This window comes from Methylobacterium sp. E-065 (genome assembly GCF_022829605.1).
Classification (GTDB): domain Bacteria; phylum Pseudomonadota; class Alphaproteobacteria; order Rhizobiales; family Beijerinckiaceae; genus Methylobacterium.
Window position 1 is genome coordinate 1 of the sequence record NZ_JAKSYD010000090.1, and the last position, 14,157, is coordinate 14,157.

Below are 14,157 nucleotides of genomic sequence, written 5' to 3' on the forward strand. Positions count from 1 at the left end.
GGGCCTGGGGCAGGCCGTCCCAGTCGTGCGGATCGGGGGCGGTCAGGGGCGGGAGCGTCCCGAGATCCTCGGGGCAGCCCATCAGGCCGGCGGCGCGGCCGACGCGCACGTAGTGCAGGAACGGCGACTCCCCCGGACCGAACAGATGGCCGTAGGCCCGGCGATAGAAACGGGTCGAGAAGGTCTTGCTCGGGTCGCGATCCTCCTCCTGCCCATGGGACAGGAAGTGGACCGCCGGCCCGTTCTCGAAGCCGCGTGTGTCGGGATAGCGCTTCAGATACCAGGCGGCGTCGAAGTAGGGCTCGATCAGGCGCGCCTGCTCCAGCAACTCCGCGTCCTCTTCGGGCGGCGGCGCGCCATAGCGCGCGTCGAAGGCATCGGCCGAGATATCTGTGCCGCGCAACAAAGCCGTCGCCAGGAAGTGGACGAAGGGTGCGATGCCCGTCGCCTCCACGTGCGGGTGATGCGCCCGGTAGGCCCAGCCGTTGAAGTCGGGCCTTGGGTTGCGGCCGCGGCGCCAACCGGTGTCGCAGTAGTCGCCCACCGCGTCCGCCTCCGGCGCGAGACCATAGCGCGCTCGGTAGAACGCGTGGTCGAAGTGCTTCGCGATCAGCTCTGCCTGACGCGCCAGCGCCGCCGCCTCGTCCACGGGCTCCCGCCCGATCGCCCCGAGCCAGGCCGTGTCTTCGATCGGCGCCCGGGCCGGTTCTAGCCCGCACACCCGCAACAGCGCGTCGAGCGTCGAACGCCCCGGACCCGGATCGCGCAGCTCGCGCCAGCCCGCCCCGGCAAAGTGCAGGTACGGCGCCTGAGTACCCACGTCCGGGTAGGTGGCCCGGTACCACGCCGCCTCCACTGCCGGCAGGTTCAGCCGATCGGCCTCCGCAAACGGCTTACCCCCCGACAGACGCGTCTCCGCCACGTAGCGGAAGAACGGGTCGTCCTGAACCGCCCGGCTGCCGGCCCGCGCCTGCACGAAGCCGGCCGGGTCGAAATCCGGGCGCGGGCTGACGAGCGCCCGCCAGCCGGTCTCCACGTAGGACCGCAGCAGCTCGGCCTCGGAGGCGCCCGCCAGCGCGTCCGCGGCCGGCCCGCGGAGCGACGCCCGGTAGTGGGCAGCGTCGAAGTACGGCGCGAGCGTCTCGACCCGCAGCGCCAGGGCCGCCTCCCGGTCCGGCCGGGCGGGGCCGCCATGCAGGACGTAGTGCACCAGCGGGTTCTGGGTGGCGTAGGTGATGCCGCGGGTCAGGCAGTAGGCCAGGGTGTCGAATTGTGGCGCCGGCTCGCGGCCCTCGCGCCAGCCCGAGGCCATGTAGTGCGCGGCCGGATCGACGCCGGCTTGCTGCAGGTCGGGGTTGGCGGCGAGGTAGAACGGCGCGTCGACCAGCCGCCGGGCGAGGCGCTGGGCCTGGCGGGTGTCGGGCGGGGGCAGAACCGCTGTGCCGGCCTCCGCGAGGCTGCCGGCTTGGCGCACGAGGGCGTGCAGGAACGGGTTGATCCCGGCTTTGGCCAGGACGGGGTGCGCGGCGAGGTAATCGGCGGAGGAGAAGTCCGGGCGGGGATCGCGGCCCTCGCGCCATCCGTGGACGAGGTAGTCGCGCACGGGATCGGCGGTGATGCCGTACCACGTGGCGTAGAAGGCGGCGTCGACATGCGGGGTGAGCGCGGCGATCTGCGCGTCGGCGCTGGCGAGATCGTCGGCGGCCGGCAGGGTCGGGCCGGTCAGGCGCCGCAGCAACGGATTGCCGTTGGCCCGCACCCAGCCCAGGACCGAGCCGCGGGGGTACAGAGCTTTCAGCTGCGTCACGCGATCAATCTCACCAAGCCGCTCCCTCGGCCTTCCCGACCCGCTGCGTGGATCCTGACCGACCGACGAACCGTGCTTGTCTCAGGGCGGATCGGGCGGATTTGCGCGGAGGCGCAGACCCGCAGCGGAGCGCGTGCCGTCGTCAGGCACCCGCCCTATCGGATCGCTGGCACGCGGTAAACAAGCCGCGTGGCCATCGGACGGCCACCGGCGCCGCTTCGTTGCATCGAACCGGGACGCGCGATCCTCAGCCGTCGAGGCCGAGCATCAGCCCGATATTCTGCACCGCCGCCCCGGAGGCGCCCTTGCCGAGATTGTCGAGGCGCGCCACCAGCACCGCCTGCCCGTGCTCGGACGAGCCGAACACACGCAGCTCCAGCCGGTCGGTGTCGTTGAGACCCGCCGGCTCGATCTTCTCGCCCTGCGCCCCCGTGGCGGCGCCCGGCACGACCTGCACCAGCGGCCGGTCGGCGTACCAGTCGCGCAGCGCAGCTTCCAGATCGGCGGAAGCGGGCTTGCCCGGCAACGCGTCGAGATGGAGCGGGATGCTCACCAGCATGCCCTGCCGGAAATTGCCCACGGACGGCACGAAGATCGGTCGCCGGGCGAGCCTGCTGTAAAGCTGTAGCTCCGGCACGTGCTTGTGGGCGAAGCCCAGCCCGTAGAGCAGGAACGGCGCCGCCGCGCCCTGCTCGTAGGCCTCGATCATGCTCTTGCCGCCGCCGCTGTAGCCGCTGACCGCGTTGACGCTGATCGGATGATCAGCCGGGATCAGGCCGCCCTCCACCAGGGGCCGCAGGAGCGCGATGCCCCCGGTCGGATAGCAGCCGGGATTGGCCACCCGCCGGGCGCGGGCGATCGCGGCGCCCTGCTCCCGGGTCATCTCGGGGAAGCCGTAGCTCCAGCCTTCGGCCACGCGATGGGCGGTGCTGGCGTCGAGGATGCGGGGCCCGCCGCCCGGCAGGCTGTCGGCGAGCGCCACCGTCGCCTTAGCGGCCTCGTCGGGCAGGCACAGCACGACGAGATCGACCTCGGCCAGAAGCGCACGCTTCGCCTCCGGATCCTTCCGGTGTTCCGAGGCGATGCTGCGCAGGGCGACCCGCCCGTCGCGCTCCAGGCGCTCGCGGATGCCGAGACCGGTGGTGCCGGCCTCGCCGTCGATGAACACGGTGGGCTTTCTCGCGCCGTCGCCAGCCATCGTCCGTCTCGCTGTTGAAGTCTCATGCGCCGCCCGAGTCGGGCACGGTTGTTCAGGTGATCGCGCTGCACCATCGTGTCAACGGCCGCGCGGAACCGTCAGAAACGCGAAAGGGCGGTCCCCGCAGGAACCGCCCTCTCCGTGACACCGGTATGACCGGATGTCTTAACGCTTGGAGAACTGGAAGCTGCGGCGGGCCTTCTTGCGGCCGTACTTCTTACGCTCGACCACGCGGGCGTCGCGCGTCAGGAAGCCTTCGCGCTTCAGCGGCGCGCGCAGCTCCGGCTCGTAGTAGGTCAGCGCCTTCGAGAGGCCGTGGCGCACCGCGCCGGCCTGGCCCGAGAGGCCACCGCCCGCCACCGTGACGTTGATGTCGTACTGGTCGATGCGGCCGGCGATCTCCAGCGGCTGGCGCAGGATCATGCGCAGCACCGGACGGGCGAAGTACACCTCTACCGGACGCTTGTTGATCGTGACCGTGCCGTTGCCGGGCTTGATCCAGACGCGGGCGACCGCGTCCTTCCGCTTGCCGGTGGCGTAGGCCCGGCCCTGGGCGTCCAGCTTCTGGACGTGGACGGGGGCCTCGTTGGCGGGGTCGGCCGCGCCGGTATTCGCCCGGTTGAGGTCGGCGAGGGACTGCAGGGTCGCCATGATCAAGCGCTCACGTTCTTGCGGTTGAGGGCGCCGACGTCGAGCGCCTGCGGCTGCTGGGCGACGTGCGGGTGCTCGGCGCCCTTGTAGACGCGGAGGTTGCCGAGGATCTGGCGGAAGAGCGGGCCGCGGGGCAGCATGCGCTCGACGGCCTTCTCGACCACGCGCTCGGGGAAGCGCCCTTCGAGGATGAACTTGGCCGTGCGCTCCTTGATCCCGCCCGGATAGCCCGTGTGGTAGTAGTAGCGCTTCTGGACGTACTTGCGGCCGGTGAACTTCACCTTGTCCGCGTTGACGACGATGACATGGTCGCCGCAATCGACGTGGGGCGTGTAGGCGGCCTTGTGCTTGCCGCGCAGGCGCATCGCCACGATCGACGCCAGACGGCCCACGACGAGGCCCTCCGCGTCGATCACGATCCACTTCTTGTCGACCTCGGCGGGCTTCAGCGAGGTGGTCTTCATAGCCAAATCCCAGGGGTTCCGACGCATCCGACCCCGACCGGCGGGGCCGTCAGGCATCGGGGTGCCGAAAAAGGAGCCGCCGCGTGGGGGACACGCGGCGGCGGTAGCGGGTGCATAGCGGGACCCGCATGTCGGGTCAACACGGAACTGATTTTTTCTCGAAAATCCAGCTCTCCAAGTGGTTTAGCAAATGGGGTATCACAATACCGCATTCACTCGCTGCGCCGGCCCCGCTCGGCGATGGTGAGCTTCTGGACACCCTTGGCGGCGAGCACGGGCTTGCGCGCGGTGAGGATCCGGGAATTCACCCCCGTCCAGCCGATCTCGCCCGAGAGCCGCCCGTACTCGATCTTGGGGCAGCGGTTCATGATCACCGTGAGGCCCTGGGCCTCGGCCCGGGCGGCAGCCGCGTCGTCGCGCACGCCAAGCTGCATCCAGATGATTCTGGGCAGGGGCGAGAGCGCCAGCGCTTCGTCGACCAGCGGGCCCGCAGCGGCGGAATTGCGAAAGATCTCGACCATGTCGATCGCTTGGCCGCCCAGGGAGGCCTGCGCCTCTGCGAGCGTCGCCGCGACCCGGCGGCCAAGCAGGTCCTGGCCGGCGAGGCTGGGATTGACCGGGATCACCGCATAGCCCCGGGCGAGCAGGTATTTCAGCACGATCCAGCTCGGGCGGGCAGGGTTTGCCGAGGCGCCCACCAGCGCGATCGTGCGCGTGTCGTTCAGGATTGCGCGGATCCGCACGTCGGGGTAGCGCGCATGCCGGTCGGCAACCATGCCGGGTTCGTCGCCTGTCGCCTGCATGGCGTGCCTCCTCCGCTGCGCGACCCGTGCTACAGCCGCCAGACCTCGAAGCCCAGCCGCGCGAAGGTCGCCCGGTCGTGGAGCGCCTTCACGTCCACCACCAGACCCCCGGGCCGCAGCCGCGCGGTGATCGCTTCCGGCCCCAGAGCGGCATAATCCTGATGCGGGACGGCGATCACCACCGCGTCCGCCGCGCTGGGCAGGTCGTCCCAGTCGACCAGCGCGAGCCCGTACTCGGCCCGGGCCTCCGCGGCGCTGGCGCGGGGATCGTGAACTGCGACGGTGCAGCCGAAGTCTTCCAACTCCCGCACGAGGTCGGCGACCTTGGAGTTGCGCAGGTCCGCGCAATTCTCCTTGAAGGTCAGGCCGAGCACGATGACACGGCCTTCGCCCGGCCCCCCTCCCCCGCGGACGATCCGTTTGACCGTCCCGCGGGCGACGTGAGCGGCCATGCTGTCGTTGATGCGCCGCCCGGCCAGGATCACCTGTGGGTGGTAGCCGATCATCGCGGCCTTGTGGGTGAGGTAGTAGGGATCGACCCCGATGCAGTGGCCGCCGACGAGACCCGGGCGGAACGGCAGGAAATTCCACTTGGTGCCGGCCGCCTCGAGCACCTCCAGCGTGTCGAGGCCGAGCTTGTCGAAGATCAGCGACAGCTCGTTCATGAGGGCGATGTTGAGGTCGCGCTGGGTGTTCTCGATCACCTTGGCGGCCTCCGCGACCCGGATCGACGCGGCGGCATGGATGCCCGCCTCGATGATCGACCCGTAGAGCGCGCCGAGCCGTGCCAGCGTCTCAGGGGTATCGCCCGAGACGATCTTCACCACCCGGGCGAGGCTGTGCTCCCGGTCGCCCGGGTTGATCCGCTCCGGGGAGTAGCCGACGAAGAAGTCCGTCTTCCAGCGCAGGCCGGAGGATTGCTCCAAGACGGGGATGCAGATTTCCTCGGTGGCGCCGGGATAGACGGTGGATTCGAACACCACGGTCGTCCCCGGCCGCATGTGCTGTCCGACCAGCGCGGCGGCCTGGATCAGCAGATCGAAATCCGGCCGCTGGGCCGCGTCGACGGGGGTCGGGACCGTGACGATGATGACGTCGACCGCCGACAGCGCGACGGGATCGTCGGTGATCGTGAGGTGTCGGGCGGACTCGAACGTCGCTGCGTCGACTTCGCCCGCGGGGTCGCGGCCGGCGCGGTAGGCCGCCACCTTGTCGGCGGATCGCTCGTAGCCGATCGTTGTCCGCATCCGGCCGAAGGCGAGGGCCAAGGGGAGCCCGACATAGCCCAGGCCGACGACTGCCACGCTCTCTGCCACGCCGCATCCCTCAGCGGACGCCAGAAGCTCCAATCACCGTGCCGCCCGCCCGGCGCGTATAGGGAGGACATGCGCCCGCGTCGATCCGAATCGCCTACGATGGCGGTGGGCAGCCCAATCGTCCGTGTTGACCGCACGCTTGAAGCGCCCGCCCGGTGCCCACCTTCTCAGCCGTCCGTCTCGACGTGCTCATCCCACTCGATCCGGCGGGGCCGGATCGCCGGCACGGCCGCGCCAATGCCGATCCGGACCGCCGTTCCCACGATGGCGATCGCGGCGCAGATGAGAAGGATGGTGTCGAGCACGGTGTTTCAGATCAGGGATCGGCCGGCACGGTGATGCCGGGCGGCGCGCTGGCGGGCGCGCGTGTTGTGGAGGCGCCGCATCTGTTCCTGGAGGAGCAGATCCTCGTTCACGGGATGAACGGCCGTCACGGAGCGAAGCGGGGCTTCCGAGCGGTCATCGCCCTGGGGATAGACTGGTTTCATTGCCGCCCTCCTCAGTAGTCTCTACGCATGAGCTTAGCCATTTGTAGATCAATTGCAACCCTGCCGGCCGAATAGGCCGGGCGGATCGCGGAGCAGGCGCGGTTCAGCGTTCCGTGACGGGTCTGAACGTGTGGGTGCCGAACCGCAACGTCCACGCGCTCTCTTGTGCCGGCCGCCGCGGGGGCGCGGTGATCCGTTCCGCAGCCTCGGGATCCCTGGGCGATGCTGCTCGCCCAGCCCCTCCGGCGCTACCGCCTGGGATGGAACCTTCCGATTGCGCCCCGGATGCTGGAACATCGAATCGAAGCTTGGCCTTCATCCGAAGTGCTAAGATTTGTGTTACAGGCAAACCTTTCCGTTAACCGGTTCTTAACGCTTAGATCCTATCTCTTGGGTGAGGGCCGACCGCTGGGGTCCGCTCCCTCTATCGGGCGAGATTCCGATGCTCTTTGTCGTCGCGGCAGCGCTCGGTGGTGGTGTGGCGACGGCCGCCCTCCTGGGTCCGGTCAGTCCACTCGTGGCGCTGATCACCGCCCCGTTCATCGCCAGCGCGACCGCCCTCCTGGCCAGCTTCGCTGTGGCGTGGAGCCGAAGCCGCGACGCCTCGGAGAATCAGGTCTCCGACCTGCAGACCGACGCGATGGTGGCGGCGCTTCGGACGTTGGCCGAGCAGGCCAAGCCCGCCGCTTCGGCCCCGCGGTCCTCCGCCGAGCATCACCGGGTCGCCTGAAGCGCAAGAGCGCGTCGCGTCAAAGACTTGGCGGCGACAGCTACGAGCCTCGCCCGATCGCCGCGCGACTGGGGTCGCGACTCCGGTTACGGACGCTCGACGATCGTGCCGGGGCCGCCGATGGCGGCTTCGATCACCCGCCCGGTCACGATGCGGCGGCGGAAGCCGTCCGTTCCCCATGACGCGGCATGCGCGCGCCCATCACGCGGACATAGGCGGCGCGCGCCATCAGGCGCTCGGCCAATGCGCTGCCCGGATGCCGGCATGCCAGCGCGCGGGCCGTATCTTCCATCGTCTCCGGCTCGACGCCCCACTGGAGCTGATCTTCCGCGGAGACGAGTAATCTCCAGAACGGGATGAATTCGTCCGACATTGGCACAGATTCCCGGGTGACTGTTGTACTGCCGGGTTCATTGCAAATATCGGTGCGATCCTCGGGTGTCCCGCCGCCGGAGTCCGCCCGGACCGGGCACCCGAAACCGCTCAAGCCGGCGCGGATCAGGCCGCCAACGCGAACGTGGCGCCCGCGAAGCCGAGACCGGCGAGGAACAAGCTCCCGCCCATCACCTCGAGAAGGGCGCGGTAGCGCGGGGACCACAGGGACCCGGCCGCCATGCAGGTGCCGGCGACGACACAGAATATGCCAAACGACATCATGGTGGCCTCCGCAGTTTACCGCACCTCGACAATTACGGCTGCGGATCGACCCGGTTCCAGCGCGTGCAAATTGTCGACAGCTTAATCCACCCATCTTGCAGGCGGCGCGCTTTCAGCTCAAGCGCAGCAGGTCGGCCACGGCCCGCATGGCGTTGATCGTCTCGATCCTGAGAACGGCTGTGATCAGCCGGAAGGTCCTGTCCGCCTTGAGGACGGGCCTCATCGAGTCGTCGGCGGTGCTGCGGATCGCGAGTGCCGTGTCGATCAGATGGATCTCCACGAGGGCGGCGCAGGCTGGATCGAGCCACTGCCGCGAATCGCTTTGAATCGATCCGTCTCTCGCCACGATCCGGCTGCCCGATCTGGTTCCGACGCGCCGCTCGGCCTCTCAATACGGCCCGCCCTACAGCCTGCCCATGGCTTTTCCCGTCCGGGGAATACTGATGTCCACAGTGCGGCAGATATGACGCATGTTAGTGACCAGTCGTGGGCGTTATGCGAAGTTTATGACCAGTCTTCGTGTGTGCGTAGAGAACGATATGATTGAGGATGCGCCACGGGCCGCCAAGGAATTCCACGTCGGCGCGCGCGGTGACCGGTATGCGTTGACGCGAGATCTGAAAACCGGCCAGCCCTACGTGCTGCACCGACCCGGCGAGGACGTGCCGGAGGTTCAGCTCGACCTCGGCTCATTCCTCGTGCTGTTCCGCGGCCAGGAAAGGGACGACCTCCTGCACCTGATCGCGTCGCTGCTGCCGGACGATGAATCCGCGGTGGAAACGCATGCCGATCCCGTGCGGCCGGCTCGGTTCATGGCGCGCTGGCTGCCGAATCGGCAGGACTGATCGGTCAGGATCCAAACAGCGCGACCACGACACTGATGCGCGAGCCGCCTGCGATCGGCGCAAACAGAGCCAGAACCGAGATCAGGAGGATGCGCGTGATGGCGGCGTTCTCCTGCCCGCTTGGCCGGCGGATCCGGTCGCCGCGGCGGCTCCCAACGAGGGAGGATGGATCGGTTCTCGGGCGGGACGAACACCGGCGCCCTTTCGAAGCGTGTGCCGCGGTGTGACTCCAACACCCCACGCGCGCAGATGTGTCGTCACCGCGACGATCGCCCGCTGACCAATCGCGTCCTGCTGCGTTGTCCCACCCGAAACGCAGGAGACAGCGCATGGCCTACGTGACGATCGAGAAGGACGGCGAGCCCTGGATGCTCTGCCATTCGACCCATGCGGGCGAGATCGAACGGCAGATCGAGACCGCCCGGGCGAAGGCGCCGACGGCGACTTTCACCCAGCGACCCTCGACTCCGATCGAGAGCCAGCACTGCGCGGACGCCATGGATGCGCAAGAGGGCGTGGTCGAGGACCCGTTCAAGTTCTTCGCCTACCAGGTCGTCGATGACTCGATCGCCTGACAGTCGAGCCGGCGTGACGGCCGGCGCCCGCTGAGAGCGCTGTCCGCCGAAGTGGCACCGGTTCGGCGCGCGAGAGAGCCTTAAAACAATGACTTATACCAATCGGCGTTGCTCATAACCGGTAGGCCCACGGGCGCAGGCCAAGGGACATGATCTTCCAGGGCTGGTCGATGAGGCGATTCCAGGCGTCGCAGCACCGGTCGACGATGTCGTCGTAGGAGGCGAAGATCCGGTCGCCGAGCCAGTTGTCGCGCATGAATTGCCAGACGTTCTCCACCGGGTTGAGTTCAGGCGCGCAGGGCGGCAGCGTGAGCAGGGTGATGTTGGCCGGCACGATGACGTCGTGAGCGCTGTGCCAGCCTGCGCCATCCAGGATCAGTACGGCATGCGCGCGGGGCGCGACGGAGCGGCTGATCTCGGCCAGATGCAGGGTCATCGCCGCGCTGTCGCAGCGGGGGAGGACGAGACCGGCACCCTTGCCCTTCTCCGGACAGATCGCGCCGAAGATGTAGGCGTAGGCCGTGCGCTGGTCCTTGGGTGCCGAGGGTCGTGTCCCGCGGCGTGCCCATCGTCGCGGTAGGGTGTTCTTCTGGCCGACGCGCGCTTCGTCTTGCCACCAGACCTCGATGGCCGTTCCAGCTGGTAGCCCCGCGCGGATCGCCGTCACGGCGGCGGGGAGGTTTTTTTGAACGCGGTGAGCGCAGCCGGATCCTGCGCGTGATGGCGCGGACGCACCGACAGCTTGCGGAAGCCGAGGCGATTGATCAGCCGTCCGAGTGTGCTCTCGTCCAGGCTGACGCCGAAGCTCGCGTAGACCCAGGCGGCCAGATCCTTCAGCCGCCAACGCACCACGCCGTGCCGGTCCGGGTCCGGCCCGCTCTCGACGATCTGCATCAGGGCTTGGCGCTGTGCCGCGTCCAGCTTCGGCTTCTGGCCCGGCGCCTTGCGGTCGATCAGCCCCGCCGGGCCATCCGCGTTGAAGGCCAGCACCCAGTCGCGCACCGTCTGCAGGCCCACCGCCCCGATCCGCGCCGCATCGGTCCGGCTGCCGCCGTCGTAGATCTCAGCCAGAGCCAGGAGACGACGGCCCTGGCCCGCATCCCGGCTGACCTTGGCGTGCCGCCGCAGATCGTCGGCCGTGAAGTCCTCACGCAGCCGCACCGCAGATGACATGGCAAACCCTCCGGTTCACCTCATCGAATCAGATCCAGAGCCGCAACGATACCCCGTGAGTCAGCCTCACCGTCGATTGGTATAAGAGACTGCATGCGCCGGACCTTCCGCGACTCAAGTCGGGCAGGCTGCATCGTGTCGGGCACGCGTTCTCCAACACAGTTTAGATCCCAGTGCAGCTGTCTGCCGCCGGTCATGCGGCGTACAGTGTGTTCAGCACTGGCAGGCCACGATACTCTAGGTACGCGAGCTGGCGGATGATCGTGCTGGAGATGGCATGGCACGGGATCGGGAGAGCCCAGGCATGATGACCGCCAGCATCCTCGCCCTCGTGGAGAGCATCGAGCAGCGCGGGGCCGACGCACCGGCCACTCTCGCCTTCCGGAGCGCCCTCGCCCGCAAGCTGCGCGAGGCGCATGCGGCCGGCGGTCCCGCAACCCTCGACGCCATATGGCGCGAGATCACGGCTGCGGACCCCCGCCGGACCAAGGCCCGCGCTGCCATCCTGGCCGCGGCTCAGCCTGCCCTCAGTGAGCCTAGCCGATGATGCCTTGCGTGCCGCTCTAAACGCGGGTGTTCTGATGCTCCCGCGCTACCGCGGGGCTAAGCGGCTACAAAACGTGCATACCCCGAGCCGCGACCTCTCTGGGCAAGCTACGACGCTTCGGGCGGCTCGTTCGTGCAGTGCGCTTTGCAGAAGTCTTCATCTCGCCTCCGGTTCGTCGAACCTCCTGTCGCCGACTAGCGGTCCAGGCGTAATTCATCGCCACTGTAAGCAGCATGGCGTTCTGGACCATTCTCGCGTTCAACTGGAACGCCTCGCCGGCCAGACGACCCATCTCGTCATAGAGCATTTTTATCTCCGATCTGGGTTCAGGCCGTTGAGATGCTGCAAGAACCATCCCGATCACAGATGCGCGTATGAGAACGCACAATCCTTCGGTCCTAGCACCTCTCGGTCGCCGAGAAGGCTACGCCCGGAGGCGATGATCTGGACGGTCTGTCGGCTATGGCATGCCGTCCGTGCCATGACTTCCAAATCGCGCAGATATGAGATCAGCAGCTCATGCGGAACTTCATCTGTGTTAAGGGCGTCGCCCACCTTAGATGACACGTTGCGCTCAAGCTCGGACCAGAAATTGCCGGGCATTTCTGTTCGATGGATCATGGATGCCGCTCGTTTTGAAGGTGCGGACCCTTGTTGGCCATCCACGGACTGAGTACTCTATCGGATGATGGGGTTCGAACCATTTTAATGGACAGCTTTACTGCTCGCAAACGCGCGGCTTCCACCGCCGGCATCGAGGCCGCCCGTCAGATGGCACTTACTGCTGCCATCACGATCGAGGTTCGGGGGGACGCCGGAGCTGTTCGCCAGCAGGCTGCCGCCGCCGCGTTGCAGGGGCTTGCCGAGGGATTGCAGTCGCTGAAGGCACCCGCAGATGAGGCGCAGTCGTGAAACCTCTTAGCCGGTGCTATCTATCATCAACCTGTTTTCATCCTGATCTTTACAGGACGACCAACCACGGGACGGCCGCGTGATGCCGAAGGAAGAAGGCCAGTTCGGGCAGGGCAAGAGCGGCAACCCTGCCGGCCGTCCCAAGGGCGCCCGCAACCGCGCGACCGAAGCCCTTGAGAAGATCCTCGACGGCGACGCCGAGGCGATCCTCAACAAGGCCGTGGAGATGGCGAAGGACGGCGACCTAGTTGCCATGCGCCTCTGTCTTGATCGCCTCATCCCGGTTCGGAGGGACCGGCCTATCACCTTCACGCTTCCGCCGATCGAGAAGCCGGCCGACCTCACCCGGGCGACGCACGCCCTGATGCAGGGCGTTGCTGCCGGCGAGATCACCCCGAGCGAGGCTGCCGAACTGTCCAAGCTGGTCGATGCGCACGTGAGCGCCATCAAGACGGCGGATCTGGCCGAGCGGCTGGCCCGGATTGAGGAGGGTGGGCTGTGACGGTGGTAAGTCTCGAAGCCCGGTTGAAGCGGATCGAGGAGGCGCGCGCCCGGGTTGCCTACCGTCCGCCGCTCACCAAGGCCGAGCGCGACACCCGAGCGGCAACCGAACTGATCTGTCCTGGCGCCGTGGCGTTGGCCTACGCGACCGCAGAGGCTCACCCGAACCTCGCCATCCGCGAGCGATCCCGTGCAGTCGTCGCGGCATTCTGGAGGGCCGACGCATGAGCGTGGTCAGCCTGGAGGCGCGACTACGGAAGATCGAGGCCCGGCGCATTCGACGCCATACAGCGGAGCCTCTGACGATGACGACCGGCAGCCTTGAGAACCGCCTGCGCCGGATCGAGACCCGCCGCATCTTTAGGGGTGAAATCGCCAGCGCTACCGACCGGCAGCTCATGACGTTCATCCGCAGCGGCTACGCCGGGCTGCGAGCCGAGCACGGAAGCCTAGCCGAACCGGCTTGGCGCCTCCGCGAGACCGGCGACGTGGGAGACGCCGCCCTCGCCCATCTGATCGAGGAAGATATCGAGGGCTCAGATGCGCGGTACCATTGAGGCCCGGCTGGCGAAGGCCGAGCAGCGGTTCCAGCACCGGATCCAGGGCATTCACCGGTACACCGACGATGAACTGCATGGGCTGATTGCCATCCTACGGCAGTCCGAGAACGGCGAGCCGATCGACCCTGACCGGGAGGAATGGGCAGAGCGCCTGATGCGTCGCGAGGGGCTTCTGCCATAAGCATCATCGACCTGGAGCGCCGGCTTGCCCGCATCGAAGCTGGCCGCCGCACTGGCGCGCCGACTGCAATTCTCTCGGATCACCCGATCGGCGACACCGCTGGCGATCTGCGGGCGGCCGACGCCCTTGCCAACTGGCAGCGCTGGACTGCACAGGGCCGCGCGACGGTCAGCAACGGCGTGCTATGTCTCACTGGCCCCGAGCTGACGGCCGAGGAGTGGGCGGAGCGGTTCGTCACCGAGCACTGAATAGAGGGGACGCGTGTTAACGGCTCGGTATCCTTGATCGAGTATGAAGCTTCTCGAATTGGGGTAGCGTCATGCGTGTTCTGTTAGTCGAAGACGATGCTACTGTCGCTCAGAGCTGTGATTAGGCGTGGAATAAGGACCCCGTTTTCGGGGTGATCGGCGTCCAAACGGGACCCCCAGGACAAGTCATCCACACTGCCTTCCGGCTCGAACGGGAGGCTTGCGCGGGATGTTGGTCGTGGAGACGGTCGCAAAGATCCGCCGCGCGTACTTCGTGCAGCAGAAGCCGATCAAGCAGATCTGCCGGGAGCTGAAGGTCTCGCGCAAGGTCGTGCGCAAGGTCATCCGCTCCGAGGCGACGCCTGCCTTCGGGCAAACGGCCACATGGCGGGCAGCTCGACGCGCCCGATCTACCGGTCTGCCTTCCGCATCGCGCCCCACGGTTCGCATGGCCCACATCCTCGTCATCGGTGCCAGCCAGGGCATAGGCTTGGAGACCGT

Annotated in this window: 22 protein-coding genes and 2 pseudogenes; 11 read left to right on the forward strand and 13 right to left on the reverse strand. The window is 67.7% G+C overall.

From position 1 onward, the window contains the following. The 8 genes and pseudogenes from MKK84_RS09125 to MKK84_RS09160 form a co-directional block, all read right to left on the reverse strand. A pseudogene (locus tag MKK84_RS09125) lies at window positions 1–1,807 on the reverse strand (glycosyl transferase); the annotation flags it as partial. 247 nt (window positions 1,808–2,054) lie between these two features. Then, entirely contained in the window at window positions 2,055–3,005 is a 951-nt protein-coding gene (gene argC / locus MKK84_RS09130; RefSeq protein WP_243918976.1) for an N-acetyl-gamma-glutamyl-phosphate reductase, read from the reverse strand. Window positions 3,006–3,170: 165 nt separating this feature from the next. Next, window positions 3,171–3,656 carry a 30S ribosomal protein S9 gene (rpsI, locus tag MKK84_RS09135; RefSeq protein WP_243918978.1) on the reverse strand — a complete coding sequence of 162 codons (486 nt, stop codon included), beginning with the start codon at window positions 3,654–3,656 and terminating at the stop codon, window positions 3,171–3,173. 2 nt (window positions 3,657–3,658) lie between these two features. Further along, window positions 3,659–4,120, reverse strand: a complete 462-nt coding sequence (gene rplM / locus MKK84_RS09140; RefSeq protein ID WP_007565855.1) for a 50S ribosomal protein L13 — start codon at window positions 4,118–4,120, stop codon at window positions 3,659–3,661. A gap of 212 nt (window positions 4,121–4,332) precedes the next feature. After that, complete coding sequence (locus MKK84_RS09145) at window positions 4,333–4,923, reverse strand: CoA-binding protein (RefSeq protein WP_409566471.1); 591 nt, start codon at window positions 4,921–4,923, stop codon at window positions 4,333–4,335. Window positions 4,924–4,952: 29 nt separating this feature from the next. Then, window positions 4,953–6,239 carry a nucleotide sugar dehydrogenase gene (locus MKK84_RS09150; RefSeq protein WP_243918980.1) on the reverse strand — a complete coding sequence of 429 codons (1,287 nt, stop codon included), beginning with the start codon at window positions 6,237–6,239 and terminating at the stop codon, window positions 4,953–4,955. Between the two features lie 167 nt (window positions 6,240–6,406). After that, entirely contained in the window at window positions 6,407–6,544 is a 138-nt protein-coding gene (locus MKK84_RS09155) for a hypothetical protein (protein WP_243918982.1), read from the reverse strand. 6 nt (window positions 6,545–6,550) lie between these two features. Then, window positions 6,551–6,727: a hypothetical protein gene (locus tag MKK84_RS09160; RefSeq protein WP_243918983.1), complete on the reverse strand. Its 177-nt coding sequence runs from the start codon at window positions 6,725–6,727 to the stop codon at window positions 6,551–6,553. 442 nt (window positions 6,728–7,169) lie between these two features. On the opposite strand from MKK84_RS09160, the gene MKK84_RS09165 reads away from it, so the two are divergent. Next, complete coding sequence (locus MKK84_RS09165; protein WP_243918985.1) at window positions 7,170–7,457, forward strand: hypothetical protein; 288 nt, start codon at window positions 7,170–7,172, stop codon at window positions 7,455–7,457. Window positions 7,458–7,602: 145 nt separating this feature from the next. Here the strand turns inward: MKK84_RS09165 and MKK84_RS09170 are convergent, their stop codons facing one another. The 3 genes from MKK84_RS09170 to MKK84_RS09180 form a co-directional block, all read right to left on the reverse strand. Continuing rightward, window positions 7,603–7,830, reverse strand: coding sequence for a hypothetical protein (locus tag MKK84_RS09170; RefSeq protein ID WP_243918987.1), 228 nt, complete (start codon window positions 7,828–7,830; stop codon window positions 7,603–7,605). A gap of 125 nt (window positions 7,831–7,955) precedes the next feature. Then, window positions 7,956–8,114: a hypothetical protein gene (locus MKK84_RS09175; RefSeq protein WP_243918989.1), complete on the reverse strand. Its 159-nt coding sequence runs from the start codon at window positions 8,112–8,114 to the stop codon at window positions 7,956–7,958. A 112-nt stretch (window positions 8,115–8,226) separates the two neighbouring features. Continuing rightward, window positions 8,227–8,460 (reverse strand): hypothetical protein, encoded by a 234-nt coding sequence (locus MKK84_RS09180; RefSeq protein WP_243918991.1) that lies wholly within the window; start codon window positions 8,458–8,460, stop codon window positions 8,227–8,229. A gap of 193 nt (window positions 8,461–8,653) precedes the next feature. On the opposite strand from MKK84_RS09180, the gene MKK84_RS09185 reads away from it, so the two are divergent. Together MKK84_RS09185 and MKK84_RS09190 are read left to right on the forward strand one after the other, a co-directional pair. Beyond that, the gene (locus MKK84_RS09185) at window positions 8,654–8,959 is read left to right on the forward strand and encodes a hypothetical protein (protein WP_243918994.1); all 306 of its coding nucleotides are present in this window, start codon (window positions 8,654–8,656) and stop codon (window positions 8,957–8,959) included. A 329-nt stretch (window positions 8,960–9,288) separates the two neighbouring features. Next, window positions 9,289–9,534: a hypothetical protein gene (locus MKK84_RS09190; RefSeq protein ID WP_243918996.1), complete on the forward strand. Its 246-nt coding sequence runs from the start codon at window positions 9,289–9,291 to the stop codon at window positions 9,532–9,534. A 112-nt stretch (window positions 9,535–9,646) separates the two neighbouring features. On the opposite strand, the gene MKK84_RS09195 is transcribed toward MKK84_RS09190, so the two are convergent. Next, window positions 9,647–10,707, reverse strand: a protein-coding gene (locus MKK84_RS09195) for an IS630 family transposase (RefSeq protein ID WP_243918998.1) whose coding sequence is annotated in 2 segments (ribosomal slippage) — window positions 9,647–10,221 and window positions 10,221–10,707 — 1,062 coding nt in all. Because the reading frame shifts where the segments join, the coding sequence is not laid out codon by codon here. A 304-nt stretch (window positions 10,708–11,011) separates the two neighbouring features. Here MKK84_RS09195 and MKK84_RS09200 point away from each other — a divergent pair. Continuing rightward, window positions 11,012–11,254, forward strand: coding sequence for a hypothetical protein (locus tag MKK84_RS09200; RefSeq protein WP_243919000.1), 243 nt, complete (start codon window positions 11,012–11,014; stop codon window positions 11,252–11,254). 360 nt (window positions 11,255–11,614) lie between these two features. Here the strand turns inward: MKK84_RS09200 and MKK84_RS09205 are convergent, their stop codons facing one another. Next, the gene (locus MKK84_RS09205) at window positions 11,615–11,875 is read right to left on the reverse strand and encodes a hypothetical protein (protein ID WP_243919001.1); all 261 of its coding nucleotides are present in this window, start codon (window positions 11,873–11,875) and stop codon (window positions 11,615–11,617) included. A gap of 30 nt (window positions 11,876–11,905) precedes the next feature. Between MKK84_RS09205 and MKK84_RS09210 the strand changes: the two genes are divergently transcribed. The 7 genes and pseudogenes from MKK84_RS09210 to MKK84_RS09240 form a co-directional block, all read left to right on the forward strand. Further along, the gene (locus MKK84_RS09210) at window positions 11,906–12,166 is read left to right on the forward strand and encodes a hypothetical protein (RefSeq protein WP_243919003.1); all 261 of its coding nucleotides are present in this window, start codon (window positions 11,906–11,908) and stop codon (window positions 12,164–12,166) included. Window positions 12,167–12,248: 82 nt separating this feature from the next. Continuing rightward, the gene (locus tag MKK84_RS09215) at window positions 12,249–12,668 is read left to right on the forward strand and encodes a DUF5681 domain-containing protein (protein WP_243919009.1); all 420 of its coding nucleotides are present in this window, start codon (window positions 12,249–12,251) and stop codon (window positions 12,666–12,668) included. Beyond that, window positions 12,665–12,895, forward strand: coding sequence for a hypothetical protein (locus MKK84_RS09220; RefSeq protein WP_243919010.1), 231 nt, complete (start codon window positions 12,665–12,667; stop codon window positions 12,893–12,895). The genes MKK84_RS09215 and MKK84_RS09220 overlap by 4 nt, the downstream gene beginning before the upstream one ends. Next, a complete protein-coding gene (locus MKK84_RS09225) occupies window positions 12,892–13,224 on the forward strand; it encodes a hypothetical protein (protein WP_243919012.1) in 333 nt (110 codons plus the stop codon). The genes MKK84_RS09220 and MKK84_RS09225 overlap by 4 nt, the downstream gene beginning before the upstream one ends. Then, the gene (locus MKK84_RS09230) at window positions 13,208–13,408 is read left to right on the forward strand and encodes a hypothetical protein (protein WP_243919014.1); all 201 of its coding nucleotides are present in this window, start codon (window positions 13,208–13,210) and stop codon (window positions 13,406–13,408) included. The genes MKK84_RS09225 and MKK84_RS09230 overlap by 17 nt, the downstream gene beginning before the upstream one ends. Then, a complete protein-coding gene (locus tag MKK84_RS09235) occupies window positions 13,366–13,656 on the forward strand; it encodes a hypothetical protein (protein WP_243919016.1) in 291 nt (96 codons plus the stop codon). Before MKK84_RS09230 ends, MKK84_RS09235 begins: the two co-directional genes overlap by 43 nt. A 229-nt stretch (window positions 13,657–13,885) precedes the next feature. Continuing rightward, a pseudogene (locus MKK84_RS09240) lies at window positions 13,886–14,157 on the forward strand (hypothetical protein); the annotation flags it as partial.